General features: G+C 28.4%; 15 protein-coding genes and 1 pseudogene. 8 read left to right on the top strand and 8 right to left on the bottom strand.

Going from position 1 to position 14,753, the window contains the following annotated elements; genetic code table 11:
* Positions 1–45 precede the first annotated feature (45 nt).
* Together Q0733_RS05270 and aspS are read right to left on the bottom strand one after the other, a co-directional pair.
* Positions 46–753, bottom strand: coding sequence for a DUF6503 family protein (locus tag Q0733_RS05270; protein WP_298779829.1), 708 nt, complete (start codon positions 751–753; stop codon positions 46–48).
* 44 nt (positions 754–797) lie between these two features.
* Positions 798–2,552 carry an aspartate--tRNA ligase gene (gene aspS / locus Q0733_RS05265; protein ID WP_298779808.1) on the bottom strand — a complete coding sequence of 585 codons (1,755 nt, stop codon included), beginning with the start codon at positions 2,550–2,552 and terminating at the stop codon, positions 798–800.
* A gap of 101 nt (positions 2,553–2,653) precedes the next feature.
* Between aspS and Q0733_RS05260 the strand changes: the two genes are divergently transcribed.
* From Q0733_RS05260 to rsmI, 3 genes are read left to right on the top strand one after another with little or no spacing between them, the layout of a single operon-like run.
* Entirely contained in the window at positions 2,654–3,013 is a 360-nt protein-coding gene (locus Q0733_RS05260) for a cupin domain-containing protein (protein ID WP_298779806.1), read from the top strand.
* A 5-nt stretch (positions 3,014–3,018) separates the two neighbouring features.
* A complete protein-coding gene (locus tag Q0733_RS05255) occupies positions 3,019–3,489 on the top strand; it encodes a GNAT family N-acetyltransferase (protein WP_298779804.1) in 471 nt (156 codons plus the stop codon).
* Positions 3,486–4,157: a 16S rRNA (cytidine(1402)-2'-O)-methyltransferase gene (rsmI, locus tag Q0733_RS05250; protein ID WP_298779802.1), complete on the top strand. Its 672-nt coding sequence runs from the start codon at positions 3,486–3,488 to the stop codon at positions 4,155–4,157. The genes Q0733_RS05255 and rsmI overlap by 4 nt, the downstream gene beginning before the upstream one ends.
* On the opposite strand, the gene Q0733_RS05245 is transcribed toward rsmI, so the two are convergent.
* A complete protein-coding gene (locus Q0733_RS05245; RefSeq protein ID WP_298779801.1) occupies positions 4,158–4,343 on the bottom strand; it encodes a hypothetical protein in 186 nt (61 codons plus the stop codon).
* Positions 4,344–4,621: 278 nt separating this feature from the next.
* On the opposite strand from Q0733_RS05245, the gene Q0733_RS05240 reads away from it, so the two are divergent.
* Positions 4,622–4,966: a HopJ type III effector protein gene (locus tag Q0733_RS05240; protein WP_298779799.1), complete on the top strand. Its 345-nt coding sequence runs from the start codon at positions 4,622–4,624 to the stop codon at positions 4,964–4,966.
* A gap of 66 nt (positions 4,967–5,032) precedes the next feature.
* Here Q0733_RS05240 and Q0733_RS05235 read toward each other — a convergent pair whose 3' ends face one another.
* The gene (locus tag Q0733_RS05235; RefSeq protein WP_298779796.1) at positions 5,033–5,635 is read right to left on the bottom strand and encodes a carboxymuconolactone decarboxylase family protein; all 603 of its coding nucleotides are present in this window, start codon (positions 5,633–5,635) and stop codon (positions 5,033–5,035) included.
* 536 nt (positions 5,636–6,171) lie between these two features.
* On the opposite strand from Q0733_RS05235, the gene Q0733_RS05230 reads away from it, so the two are divergent.
* From Q0733_RS05230 to Q0733_RS05215, 4 genes are all read left to right on the top strand, one after another.
* A complete protein-coding gene (locus tag Q0733_RS05230) occupies positions 6,172–7,056 on the top strand; it encodes a M12 family metallopeptidase (RefSeq protein WP_298779792.1) in 885 nt (294 codons plus the stop codon).
* Positions 7,057–7,560: 504 nt separating this feature from the next.
* Positions 7,561–7,986 (top strand): OsmC family protein, encoded by a 426-nt coding sequence (locus Q0733_RS05225; protein ID WP_298779789.1) that lies wholly within the window; start codon positions 7,561–7,563, stop codon positions 7,984–7,986.
* Positions 7,987–7,999: 13 nt separating this feature from the next.
* On the top strand, positions 8,000–9,685 hold the full coding sequence (gene recJ, locus Q0733_RS05220; RefSeq protein ID WP_298779786.1) for a single-stranded-DNA-specific exonuclease RecJ: 1,686 nt from the start codon (positions 8,000–8,002) through the stop codon (positions 9,683–9,685).
* 71 nt (positions 9,686–9,756) lie between these two features.
* Positions 9,757–10,203 carry a GNAT family N-acetyltransferase gene (locus tag Q0733_RS05215; RefSeq protein ID WP_298779784.1) on the top strand — a complete coding sequence of 149 codons (447 nt, stop codon included), beginning with the start codon at positions 9,757–9,759 and terminating at the stop codon, positions 10,201–10,203.
* A 73-nt stretch (positions 10,204–10,276) separates the two neighbouring features.
* On the opposite strand, the gene Q0733_RS05210 is transcribed toward Q0733_RS05215, so the two are convergent.
* The 4 genes and pseudogenes from Q0733_RS05210 to Q0733_RS05195 all read right to left on the bottom strand — a co-directional run bounded on the left by Q0733_RS05210 (position 10,277) and on the right by Q0733_RS05195 (position 14,696).
* Positions 10,277–12,679: a helix-turn-helix domain-containing protein gene (locus tag Q0733_RS05210; RefSeq protein WP_298779782.1), complete on the bottom strand. Its 2,403-nt coding sequence runs from the start codon at positions 12,677–12,679 to the stop codon at positions 10,277–10,279.
* Positions 12,680–12,726: 47 nt separating this feature from the next.
* Complete coding sequence (locus tag Q0733_RS05205; protein ID WP_298779780.1) at positions 12,727–13,596, bottom strand: bile acid:sodium symporter family protein; 870 nt, start codon at positions 13,594–13,596, stop codon at positions 12,727–12,729.
* A 22-nt stretch (positions 13,597–13,618) separates the two neighbouring features.
* Entirely contained in the window at positions 13,619–13,990 is a 372-nt protein-coding gene (locus tag Q0733_RS05200) for a DUF2200 domain-containing protein (protein ID WP_298779778.1), read from the bottom strand.
* A gap of 28 nt (positions 13,991–14,018) precedes the next feature.
* Positions 14,019–14,696, bottom strand: a pseudogene (locus Q0733_RS05195) (YiiX/YebB-like N1pC/P60 family cysteine hydrolase).
* Positions 14,697–14,753 lie beyond the last annotated feature (57 nt).

The following is a 14,753-nucleotide window of genomic DNA, read 5'->3' as shown; positions in this document are numbered from 1 at the left end:
ATCAACAGATTATTTCGTCATTCTTCCTCGTAAAGACGAGTTTTATTACTCCTTTTTAGATAAAAAATCGGTTCCTAGATAACCATTATCCTTATTGTAATACCAAGCTCTATTTTTAGGGAATTTTATATCATTAATGGTTTCTATATCTGAAAGTAAAATATATTCTCCACTATCTTTTGTTTTCTTGAAAAACTGATACACTTCCATTGCATATGTTTTTTGGCCGAAATAAAAGTACCAAGTATCTTTACCAACTTCTTTAGAATAGCTAACTTTTAAGACCAAATATTCTTTTCCTTTAAAGTTCTTTTTTTCTACTTTTTGATGAATAATTGTGCCTTCATCTTTTAATTTCATTGGTAAACCATATAAATACGTGTAATAATTTTTGTACAAATTTGCCCTTTCAGAATTTAAACTATACTTCTCTTTCAATTCTAAAGAAGGATTTTTATGACCAATTAATGAAAAGCTTATTTTATTTTTATCAACTATAAATTCAGTAATAATTGTATCTCTTTTAGCAATAACAGAAAAATATTCTTCTGGTAAATTAATATTGATTTTACTTTTTCTGGGAGTTCTTTTTGGTGTTTCCATAGTTACAAAAAGTTCTCCTTTAAAAGTTTTCCAGTTTCTATTTGGATCATGAAATTCTATTGCTTTTTCTAGCAACTGGTTTCCTGTAAGTTCTTGTGATAAAGAAGTAAAAGATATTAGGATGATTAAAAGTGTGCTTAGGTTTTTCATAAATTAAAAATAACAAAAAATCCCGCAAAAGCGGGATTTAAATTTTATTCTTGAATATTTAGTTTTAAACTCAATTCTGTTAGTTGCTCATCATCAATAAACGCAGGTGCATCAATCATAACATCACGCCCTGAGTTATTTTTTGGGAAAGCAATAAAATCTCTAATGGTTTCTTGTCCGCCTAAAATAGCGACTAATCTGTCTAAACCAAAGGCCAAACCTCCATGAGGTGGTGCTCCATATTCAAACGCATCCATTAAAAAACCAAATTGTGCTTTTGCATCTTCTTCAGAAAAACCTAAATGCTTTAACATAGTTGCTTGCATTTGCTTATCGTGAATACGAATTGAACCTCCACCAATCTCATTTCCGTTTAAAACCAAATCGTACGCATTTGCTTTTACAGCTCCTGGGTCTGTATCTAACAATTCCATTTGCCCAGGTTTTGGCGATGTAAATGGGTGATGCATTGCATGGTAATGCCCTGTTTCTTCATCTAATTCTAATAAAGGAAAATCTATTACCCAAAGTGGAGCAAATACTTTTGGATCTCTCAATCCTAAACGCTCTGCTAATTCCATTCTTAAAGCAGATAATTGTGCTCTTACTTTATTGGTTTCACCAGATAAAACACAAATTAAATCTCCAGGTTTAGCACCTGTAACTTCAGCCCAATTTGCTAAGTCTTCTTGATTATAAAATTTATCAACAGAAGATTTAAACGATCCATCTTCGTTTACACGACAATAAATCATACCTAAAGCGCCAACTTGTGGGCGTTTTACCCATTTAATAATATTGTCTATTTCTTTTCTCGTGTATGAATTTCCTCCAGGAACTGCAAAACCAACCACTAATTCTGCACTGTTAAAAACACCAAAATCTTTATGTTGCGTTACCTCATTTAACTCGCCAAATTCCATTCCAAAACGGATATCTGGTTTGTCATTTCCATACAAACGCATAGCATCATCAAACAACATTCTTGGAAATTTATCTACTTCAACACCGTTTACTTCTTTTAATAAATGACGTGTTAAACCTTCAAAAATATTTAAAATATCTTCTTGTTCTACAAACGCCATTTCACAGTCTATTTGTGTAAATTCTGGTTGTCTGTCTGCACGTAAATCTTCATCTCTAAAACATTTTACAATCTGAAAATATTTATCCATTCCGCCAACCATTAATAGTTGTTTAAATGTTTGCGGAGATTGTGGTAATGCATAAAACTGACCTTCATTCATACGAGAAGGAACCACAAAATCTCTTGCTCCTTCTGGAGTAGATTTTATTAAATAAGGCGTTTCAACTTCAATAAATTCTTGATCAGAAAGATATTTTCTAACTTCCATTGATACTTTATGACGGAAAATTAAACTGTCTTTTACAGGGTTTCTTCTAATATCAAGATATCTGTATTTCATTCTAATATCTTCTCCACCATCTGTTTCATCTTCAATTGTAAAAGGCGGAGTAACAGATGCATTTAAAATCTCTAATTTAGAAACCAATACTTCTACATTTCCTGTTGGCATTTTAGAGTTCTTAGATTCTCTTTCTATAACGGTTCCTGTAACTTGAATTACAAATTCTCTTCCTAAAGATTTTGCTTTTTCCATCATTTCTTTTGGTGTACGCTCTTCATCAAACATTAATTGCGTAATTCCGTATCTATCACGTAAATCTACCCAAATCATAAAACCTTTATCGCGCGATTTTTGTACCCAACCTGCCAAGGTTACTTCTGTATTTACATGAGATGCTCTTAACTCTCCACAAGAATGACTTCTATACATTTTTCTCTTATTTAATAAGGGGCAAAATTAATCAATTTTAAAGAAAAATCGATTGTTTTTATTACAGATTTATTCCCATAAAATCTTTGTAAATTTGTTTTATGAGCGTAATTAATATTCAAGAAAAATTTAAGTTATTTTCAGACCTTTGGTCACCTAAAAAAATAGTAGAATTAAATGGGCAACAAATATTATTAGCAAAATTAAAAGGAGAATTTGTATTTCATAAACATGATAATGAAGATGAACTTTTTATGGTGATAAAAGGAAGTTTAGATATTGAATTACGAGATAAAACCATTACTTTAAACGAAGGCGAGTTTTACATTGTTCCAAAAGGTGTAGAACACAAACCGATAGCAAAAGAAGAAGTACATATTGTTTTGTTTGAACCTCTTTCTATAAAACACACTGGTGATGTTGTTGCTGATATTACTGTAGAAACCTATGAATCTATCTAAATTTTATGAGTTTTTCTATTGAAAAAGCTACATCTGTAGATCTTGAAGAAATTTTATATTTGTTTAAAAATACAATCGAAAAATCTTGTGCAAAAGATTATAATGAAGCTCAAATTTTAGCTTGGACTTCATCAATTAATGATAAAGAAAGATGGAAAACTAAAATTAAAAATCAGTATTTTATTGTTGTTAAACTACAACATAAAATTGTTGGTTTTGGGTCTTTAGAAAATAATTATATTGATTTTTTGTTTGTTCACCACAATTTTTTAAGGCAAGGAATTGCCTCTTTAATTTATGAAACTTTAAAAAATGAAGCTGATAAATTAGAATTTACATCACTTTTAACACATGCAAGTAAAACTGCTGTTCCTTTTTTTGAATCAAAAGGATTTAAAATTTTTAAAGAAAATAAAATCATTAGGAAAGGAGTAGAAATCACTAATTTTGAAATGACTCAAAACAGAAAAAAATGAGCAAATTATATTTAGTACCCACACCAATTGGTAATTTAGAAGACATGACTTTTAGGGCGATTAGAATTCTAAAAGAAGTAGATTTTATTTTAGCAGAAGACACTCGTACAAGCGGAAAACTCTTAAAACATTTTGAGATTGCTACCCAAATGCACAGTCATCATATGCATAATGAGCATAAATCTGTAAAAGGTGTTGTACAAAGAATACAAAACGGAGAAACCTGTGCTTTAATTTCTGATGCCGGTACTCCTGCCATTTCTGATCCTGGTTTTTTACTAACAAGAGCTTGTGTAGAAAATAATATAGAAGTGGATTGTTTGCCAGGTGCAACAGCATTTGTACCAGCTTTGGTAAATTCTGGTTTACCCAATGATAAATTTGTTTTTGAAGGTTTTTTACCCGTAAAAAAAGGGAGACAAACTCGTTTAAAAATTTTAGCTGAAGAAACTAGAACCATGATTCTTTATGAATCGCCACATAAATTAGTAAAAACGTTAGGTCAATTTGTTGAATATTTTGGAGCTGACAGACAAGTTTCTGTTTCTAGAGAACTCACAAAAATGTTTGAAGAAACTATTAGAGGAACTGCTACAGAAGTATTAGCACATTATACAGCAAAGCCACCAAAAGGTGAAATTGTTGTGATTGTTGAGGGAAAAAAGTAATTATTTGATAAATTTATCTTTTGATTTTTCTTCATAATTACCAATTGCATTAATCTTTAGTTTATCAATATCTTTTAAGATTGTAATTCGTTTATTCTTCCCCGCTTCTTTTATATTAGTTCTTATTATCCATCCTAATTGGGTAATTATTCCTAAAAAAGCTATTATGTAATGATTTGGTTCCATAATTTTTAATTCTATTTTGCTAAAATATTTTCTTTCATATTAATTTTAAGACTTGAATAATTTTATAACTAATATTCTTAAAACAAAGGTTCTAAATATATTCTAATTAAAATAGGACAGAAAAAACCACATGCATTTTCCTAAATTTTAAAATGAATTTTTATTATCTTTACTTTATTGTTTTACAAATATACAATCCTTATTTAGAATCATTCTAAATAATAAAAATTAGTTATCAACAAGTTGTTGATTATCAAATTTCTAATAAAATTGACTTCATGACCATACAACAATTCAAAACAAAACTAAAATCAAAACCAACAGCAATTACTTTTTCAGAAACAATGCAAGTAATTGAAAGCAATTACAACTTTACACCAACAGCATTTACTAATGGTAAAGTTAAAAATAAGGCTGGCGAAAACAATGGCTCATGCAAATTGTTTGCATTTGCAAAACAGCAACAATTAACAAAAGAAGAAACATTGTTTTGTTTTGCAGAACATTATAAAAATGTTTTAGAAGATGCAAAGGGTACTTCTCATCAAAATATTAGAAACTTTATGAAAACTGGTTTTGAAGGTTTGTCTTTTAAAGGAGAAGCTCTAACATTAAAGAATTAGTTAAAAAATAGATTTTAATAAAAACCTCATTTCTAAAAATGAGGTTTTTTGATGTTTTTAAACAAATTAATACTTAGAGCCATCATGTTTACCTACTTCAAAACCATGCTTACCTAAATATTGATTTCCACTATCAATAGCTCCTTCTTCCATAGTTGTTCCCATAGAATCGTTCCATCTATTTAAATATCCAAAGAGAGAAATAACACCTAACATTTCTACAATTTCTCCTTCATCCCAGTATTTATATAATTCTTCTTTAATTTTTGCATCCACAGCATTTGGTACCATTGAGGCTGCCAAAGAAAAATCTAAAGCTGCACGTTCTGCATCAGAAAAAGCTGCATGAGTTTTATATTCCCATATATTATCTAATTGCTCTTGTTCTGCTCCATAACGTTCAGCAGCTCTAATTGCGTGTGCTTGGCAATATCTACAACCAGTTGCATTGCTAGAAACCCAAGCAATCATTCTTTTTAAGGCAGATGTAACTCGACCTTCATTTGCCATTACAGCTTTATTTAAGTTAATAAAAGCCTTAGATATTGCTGGTCTTCTTTGCATTGTTAAAACAGAATTTGGACAAAACCCCAAAGTTTCATTAAAAAATTCTGCTAATTTTTTTGTTTCTAAATCGTGTTCTGCTGATAGTGGAGTAACTAATGCCATATTTTTTATATTTACTATAAATATATCTATTTTATTACTTTATCCTATCTTACAAACAAAAAAAATGAAAATTAAATTACATTCTTTTAATTTAGAGTTAAAATGGTAGCTTCCTTTTAAAAAATGATATTGCAAGAGGTGTAACTATAAATAATGGTATAATTTCTTCTTCTGATAAAAATGGATAAAAGCTACACTTTTATAAACTATAGATCTATAGATGTTAACTGCTTACTTATTTGTATTTTCTTCCTTTTTGTATTGATGCCCAATTATAAGACTTCAATCTCTATAATAATTAAAAAAATGCAATTTGAGGCTAACAAGACTATTCAATATTATTTTGATTAATGTGCCTTTTTATCTTTATAAAAGACATCTCTCTATAAAGTAGAAAATACTACAAATTATTTATTTTTTTGTTTATAAATCATTTTTATGTTAAAAAAAGTTAAATTTTAATATTTTTTTACTTAATTTTAACACTTAATTAACCCTATATAAGTATTCCTCTCAAAAATTTAATTTTTAATAAAATGAAAAAAACTAACATTTTTAATTACGTATTTATTTTATCTTTAATCTTTACTTCTTGTAATAAAGATATAAATGATGATTTTGAAGCAATAAATGAATCTCTAAATAAAGATCTTTTAGAAGCAACATTAAAAGCAGAACAAACAATGATTGAAGGAGATATTGTTGAAAAAAGTTTCCTTGGAAGTAAAATAAAAGTAACTTCTCTTGGTGATGGAACCTATGCTTTAGGTGATATGATTTTTGAAGAAGAAAATTTCGACACAGAAGACAATCAAAAAGGAGTTGTTAAAAATGGTGTTAACTTTTGGCCTAATAGAACCATATTATATAGACATTCATCTTCAATGTCAGCTTCTGCTGTTTCTAAAATAGAAAAGGCTGCACAATACATTAATAACAATACTAATCTTAATGTTCGTAAATGGACCACAAGTGATCCAGAAGGTTATGTTTGGATTTCTTCAATTGAATCAAGAGGCTGTAGTGCACAAGTTGGTTATCTTGCTAAACGTTATCCTGGACAAAAAATGAATATAGCGTCTGGTTGTAATGTAGGTACAACTATTCATGAATTTTTACACGTTGCTGGAGTAATGCATGAGCAAACACACTGGAATAGAGACAATTATGTAAACGTATACTATAGCCGTATAACAGACAGTTATGAACACAACTGGAATAAAATAACTTCTGGATGGGATATGAGTCTTGCAATAGATTTTAATTCTATCATGATGTATGGTTCTTATTACTTTCAAACCGCTTATGCGAGAAGTAATGGTTTACCTACAATGACGAAAAAAGATGGTAGTATAATAGTTCCTAACCGTTCTTATATGTCAACAAATGACAAAAGGTTAGTTAATCATATGTATAGATAATATTTAAAACATTACTTTCAGTGGAGTAAAAAACCCTAATATGAAAAATTGAGAGATACTACTATGGTTAATAAATCTAGTTTTACTTCACTGAAAGTTTTTATAAAAATTACATCTAATTAAATTCTTCTAACTCCACATACATTGCAAAACCTTTGTTAAAAAAGAAGGCTTTTGATTTAAAATGAAATACAAGTTGTCATAACACTTCTTTTCCTAGTCATATTTTTTTATCAATGTTTAAGGTTTTTTTAAAAATCTATAAGTCGTACTTAGATTGGAAAAAAAGTGACAGTAATATTTACAATACCTATTTGTTGTTTTCTATATTTACTTACCTTAAAAAATAGCAAAGCATTTAAAACATAATCACAATAAAATATGGTGATTTTTCGTCGTTAAAAAAAAATATAGATTTATACATTTTAACTACTTACTTATTTGTGTTTTCTTACTTTTGTATTTAGCTTAATTTAAAGCTTCAATATTTTAAAAAACAAAAAAATGGTTAAAAATATAGTAACTACAGTTTGGAAAGAAAACATGCAATTTGAGTCTGACAATCCTAGCGGTCATAACTTATTTATGGATGCAGGTGAAGAAAGTGGTGGTAAAGGCGAAGGTTACAGGCCTAAAGCACTAATGTTATCTTCATTAGCAGGTTGTTCTGGTTTAGATGTTGTTTCTCTTTTAAAGAAAATGCGTGTAAATGTTGATGATTTTAAAATTGAAATTACTGCAGAATTAACAGATGAGCACCCTAAATTTTATAACACTGTAAAAGTTGATTATCATTTTACTGGAAGTAATTTAAATCTAGAAAAAATAGAAAAAGCAGTTAATTTATCGGTAACAAAATACTGTGGTGTGATGGAAATGTTTAGAAAATTTGCAACTGTAAAAACAGAAATAATATTGCATGAAGTATAGAAAGTAAATTGTTATGAGATGGACTGAAAAACCACAACTTGAACAAGAAAAAGTAAACAATCTTGCTAAAAATTTACAAGTAGATAAAACCATTGCAAAAATTCTTTGTCAAAGAGATATTGAAACTTTTGAGGATGCAAAAAAATTTTTTAGGCCAAACTTAGAAGACATTCATGATCCTTTTTTAATGAAGGATATGAATATTGCCGTTGAAAGAATTGAAACTGCAATTTCAAATAACGAAAATATTCTAATTTATGGTGATTATGATGTGGATGGAACTACAGCTGTTTCTCTAGTTTCTTCTTATTTAAAAACAATTACTTCAAATATTGCAACCTATATTCCAGATAGGTATGCAGAAGGTTATGGTGTTTCATATACAGGAATTGATTTTGCAGAAGACAATAATTTTTCTTTAATTATTGCTTTAGATTGTGGTATAAAAGCTATTGAAAAAGTTGCTTATGCAAAAGAAAAAAATATTGATTTTATTATTTGTGATCATCATAAACCTGGAAAAGAAATACCCAAAGCTGTTGCTGTTTTAAATGCAAAACAAGAAGATTGCAACTATCCTTTTGATGAACTTTGTGGTTGTGGAGTTGGCTTTAAATTGATTCAAGCTTTAGGTGTTTCTAGAAATCAAACTATCAATGATTTTATTCCATATTTAGATTTGGTAGCTACTGCAATTGCTGCAGATATTGTACCTATGAATGGAGAAAATAGAACTTTAGCCTATTTTGGTTTGCAAGTCATCAACCAAAAACCTAGAAACGGAATTAAAGCAATTATTCATCAAGTTAAAAAAACGGAACTCACAATTACTGATGTTGTTTTTATAATTGCACCTAGAATTAATGCTGCAGGTAGACTAAAACATGGTAGTTATGCTGTTGAATTATTAACAGAAATGGACTTTGATTCTGCAGTTGAATTTGCAGCTGCCATTGAAATTTTTAACGCAGACAGAAAAGAGTTAGATAAGAAAATTACCAACGAAGCGTTAATTCAAATTATTGATAATAATGAAGAAAACAACTTTACTTCTGTTGTTTTTAAAGAAGATTGGCATAAAGGAGTTATTGGTATTGTAGCTTCTAGATTGATTGAGAAATACTACAGACCTACTTTAGTTTTTACAAAAAGTGGTGATAAATTAGCCGCTTCGGCACGCTCTGTAAAAGGTTTTGATGTGTATAATGCATTAGAAGCTTGCAGCGAATTTATAGAACAATTTGGAGGTCATAAATATGCAGCTGGTTTAACATTACTACCTGAAAACTACGAAAATTTTAAAAATAAATTTGAAGAAGTTGTAGAAGAAACGATTGATAAAAAACTACTAATTCCAGAAATTGCTATTGATGCAGAAATTAATTTATCTGAAATAACACCAAAATTTTTTAGAATTATTCAGCAAATGGCGCCTTTTGGGCCTCATAATATGAAGCCCGTTTTTAAATCTACTTGTGTCAGAGATAATGGCTATGGAAAACAAGTAGGTGCAGATAAAACACATCTAAAACTCAATGTTTTTCAAGGTGATAATAAACATACTTTTGGCGCTATTGGTTTTAATTTAGGTGATAAAATGGAGTTTGTACAAGATGATTTTGATATTGTGTATGCCTTAGATGAAAATGAGTGGAATGGATATAGATCTATTCAGCTACTTCTTAAAGACTTAAAATAGGATATAACAAAGTAAGTGTTTTAATGATGGGGATTTTATGTAAATATTAATACAAAATGAATGTAAAATAAATGAAAATTAGAGAAGTACACAGAAATGATTTTACCATTTCAACTGACAAAAATAAATTAGATATTTTAAGCATTCACAAATTTCTTACAACCGAAACTGATTGGGCTAAGGAAATCCCAATCAATACTTTGAAAACTTCAATTGAAAATTCTCTGAATTTTGGGCTCTATCACGAAAACAAACAAATTGGTTTTGCTCGAATAATTTCAGATCACTCAACTATTGTATATTTAGGAGATGTATATATTTTAAAGAAATATAGAGGAAAGGGGTTAAGTAAATGGCTTATAAATGAAATAATGGAACACCCCAATCTTCAAGGGTTAAGACGTTGGATTTTATTAACTGACACAGCTGAATGGCTTTACAAAAAATTCGGATTTACTAAATTACCTAACCCTGAATTTTATATGGAAAAACATAATCCGAATGTATATAATGGATAGCATCAACAATATGCTAAACACGCAAAACATTATTGTATCATTAAGAAAAAAATGAACTATTGATATTTTAAATTTAACTCTCAATAGAAAGTAAAACCATTCTTAATTCCATAAAAGTAAAACTTTTATCTACTTTTTCTTTAAGTTCAGTTAAGTTTTTAAATTCGGTTTCTTCAATAGCTTTAATAATTTTTTTATATTTTTTTATATCTATCAATTCTAAAATATCTACATCACCAGAAGGTATAAAACTTGCTAAATGACTTTCTATAGTACCTGTTGTTAAACTACGTTCTTTAGCAATTTCTTTTATTGACAAGCCAGATTTAAACAACTCAAAAGAAATTTGTTTGGTTGGTTTTTTATTTTCCTTTTTTTGTTCGTTAAACTTATTAATTCCGTTTTCTTTACAATAAGTTTCAATTACTTCTAAAATTTCTTCACCATATTTAGAAACCCTAGTTTTTCCCATTCCTTTTACGTTTAACAAATCTTTCTCTGATCTTGGCAAAGCATCACACAAGGCATATAAAGTTTCTTGAGTAAAAATTTGAAATGCGGGTATATTTTCAGCAATTCTTATTTCATCTCTTAATTCACGGAGTTTTAATGCTAATAAAGGATCTTTTCTGGTAGACAGTTTCTTCTTCTTTTTAGGCTCCATTTTTTGCAAAACTGCATTTGCTCTAACTTTTAAATATGCTTGAACTTTAAAACCTTCTGTCATATTTTTTAAAGCAAAAACTTTTTCAGTTAACTTTTCTTGCAAGTTATCAAACTGTTTAGAAAAGTCTTTTTTCACAGCTTTATTATCTGAAGAAAATTCAATTTTTGATAAAGGTTGTACTATGTTTTTAATGGTTTCTGATAAAAAATAATCTACTCCTTTTGTAAATCGTTCTTGAATTTTCGAACTATTTTCTGGTAGAATGTTATCTTCAGAAAGTACTTTTAATTGATTTTTAAATCCGTTGGAAACTTTCATTAAAGCTACAATTCCATCATCTTTTATGGTTTGTAAATGATCAATTACAGTACCTTTTATACTTGATCTATTTTTATAAAAAATATCAATTAGCCTTGAAATTGGATATAAAAATGACTGATAATCTAACAATTCTGAAATTAAATTGAGTTGAAACTCTTTTTCAGACTCGTTTAAAATACTTTCATCAGGATGGTTTTCTTCTACACTTTCATTAAAAACACTTACTGTTTTATCATTAATTATTGCATTGCTAGAAATTGGCGTTTTTAAAACTAATCCTTCTAAAGAAGTACACCTACTTAAAGCCACATAAGTTTGCCCATGTGCAAAAGAAGCTTCAGCATCAATTACCGCTTTTTCAAAAGTTAAACCTTGACTTTTATGAATGGTAATTGCCCATGCCAATCGTAATGGAATTTGAGAAAAAGAACCAATAACGTCTTCTTTAATTTCTTTAGTTTCTTCGTTGATGGAGTAATTTACATTGTCCCACATTTCTCTTTCTGTAACAATCTCATCAATTTCATTAGCACATTGTACGGTTACATTTTTGCTAGAAATATCTGTTACAATTCCTATTTTACCATTAAAATATCTTTTTTCTGGTGATGAATCATTTTTGATAAACATTACTTGTGCACCAATTTTTAATTCTAACTTTTCATCATTAGGAAAAGCATTTTCATTGAATTTACCAGAAACTTCAGCTTTAAAAAAATAGCTTTTGTTTTTAAGTTTATTCAACTCAGAATCGTTTATTAAATTAGCTCGTTTATTATGTGTTGTTAAAGTAATATAACCTTCTTCTTTACTTGGAGAAAAATTAGGATTGTAACGTTTATTTAAAATTTTAGCAGATTTTTCTGACAAATTATCGTTTCTGATTTCATTTAAAATAGTAATAAAATCTTCATTTTTTTGACGATAAATATGTTTTAATTCTATAGAAACCACATTGGCCTCTTGAAAAGCTTTTGAACTAAAAAAATAGACCGTATTGTAATGCTGCTGTAATAAACTCCACTCATTTGGTCTTACAACTGGTGCTAATTGTTGTAAATCTCCAATCATTAAAACTTGTGCGCCACCAAATACTTTATTTCTATTTTTATAACGACGCATTACTTGATCTATACCATCTAATAAATCGGCACGCACCATAGAAATTTCATCAATAATTACTAAATCTAACGATTTTATAATATCGATTTTAGTTTTAGAAAACTTACGTTGCTGATTTGTATTTGCAATTTGATTGGGTAAAATTGGCCCAAAAGGCATTTGAAAAAACGAATGAATAGTTACGCCTTTTGCATTAATTGCTGCAACACCTGTTGGTGCAACAATAACCATTCTTTTTAAAGATTCGTTTTTAATTTGATGTAAAAAAGTTGTTTTTCCTGTACCTGCTTTTCCAGTAATAAACAGATTTCTATCTGTTTTTTCTATAAAATTTAGCGCAAGTTCTAACTCAGGATTTATAGCCATTTTAACTTTTTGATGCAAGGTAAATAATTAAAAATTATCAATAAAAATTACTCTTCTTTTCTTTTTCCAAGTTGCGACATTAAAATAGCTCCAGTAATAAACATCCAAATAGAATATGCACCTATTGGAATACCCATTTCTACATTATTTAAAATAGTTGTTGCAATTACAAAAGCTAAGGTTCCATTTTGAATACCACTTTCAATAGTTATTGAAATGGCATTTTTAAAGTTTAATTTAAACAACTTAGCTGTAAAAAAACCAACTGTCATTGTTAGAATATTTAAGGTTAAAGTAACAAAACCTACTTCTTTCATTCCTGTATCAATCATCTTATAATTTGCTGCTAGTACTGCTATAAATACTAAAATAAAAATAATTGAAGAAGCTACTCTCATTGGTTTTTCCATTCGTTTAGCAAAATTTCTTTTGTATTTTCGAATTAACATTCCTATAGAAATGGGAATTACAGTAATAACCATTATTTGTAAAATTGTATCTACAATTGGTAATTTTATTACTACATCCGTTTCAGAACCAAAATAAGATAAAGCATAAGACAGTATTAATGGAATTGTTAGAATACTAATAATACTTGCAATAGCAGTGAGTGTAACAGATAAAGCTATGTTACCTTTACAAACTTGAACTATTAAATTACTTGTTGGTCCTCCTGGACAAGTTGCTAAAATCATTAAACCAACTGCCATTGTTGGGTTCAGATTAAATACAATTGCTAACAAAAAACCAATAATTGGTAACAAAATAAGTTGATTTACTAAACCTATAAAAGCTGCTTTTGGGTATTTTATTATTCTTTTAAAATCATTTGGAATTAGTGTCATACCCATTCCTAACATAATAATAGCGAGTGATAATGGTAAAAATATTTTACTTATAATTTCTGCTGCTGTCATAATTACTTCTAGTTTTTATAAATTATGCAGAACGTAAAATTTTTTCCATTTTTCTGCCTTTTGCCAATTCATCAATCAGTTTTTCCATTTGTCTACATTGTTTATACACTTCAAATTCGTCTTCTATTTCTTCAATTCGGTAACCACAAACAACTCCTTTAATCATGTGTGCATTCGGATGTATTTTTGCTTTCTCAAAAAAAGTTCTAAATGTTACTTTCTCTTTGATAAGTAATTGTATTTTTTTTTCGTTAAAACCTGTAAACCATTCTAATACTTGATGGTACTCTTCTTTTGTTCTACCATTTTTTTCTAATCTATTCCAATAAAGTGGATAAATAGATGCAAAAATCATATTTGCCACTTTTTCATTTTTTTCAGTCGTAACTTTCATTTTTTTGATTTTAAGTTAAAATAATTACTTACTCTTTACCATAATCGTGTACAAAAGTAATTTTAGAACTACTTGCCATTAAGTTAGGGTTTGTACCTTCAATTCCCTCTGGTATAGATTGGTTACGTAATTTGTAATACTTTACCCAACTAGACATTGGTTTACCTGATTTGTCATTAAATGTCATTGGATGTGTAAGAAAAGGAATTACATCTTTTGCTAAGTTTTGTGAAGAGAACATTTTATATACTAATTCTGAGCAATAATAAGAGCTATCATCCCATAAAAAAATCTCATCATAAGGTGTATTAATTCTTTCCACTCCATATGCAATTGCCTTAGAAATATAAGGCTTATAAACGCTATCTAATCTTGCAACTGTAGTTTGTGATTTATCATACTTATTTTTATTTCGATTTTAAAATTCTTTTATAGATGTTTTACTAATTCCTTTTTTAGGAATTGCTTCTATAACAAACCATTTATTATTTTCTTTCATTGCCATACCAACATGTGAGTAGTTTTTAGAAACGGCAGTAGCTGTTACACCTTTAATAGCATTATCAATTTCATCAGTGCCAGTATTTTGAAATAATAAATCTCCTTCTTTTAGTTTAAAGATTTTATTTTTTTGCCTATTACTACAACTAAATAATATACAAATTAGTGTAAAAATTATAAAAAATTGATTTAAGGTTTTATTCATTATTGTAATTGTTTTTTAAAGTTTACAAAATACAATTTTTTTGTTAAAAACTTATTA

Source organism: uncultured Polaribacter sp., assembly GCF_947500975.1.
Taxonomy (GTDB): Bacteria; Bacteroidota; Bacteroidia; order Flavobacteriales; family Flavobacteriaceae; genus Polaribacter.
The sequence above is the reverse complement of the archived record's forward strand: the minus strand, read 5'-3'. Positions and strand labels throughout refer to the sequence as shown.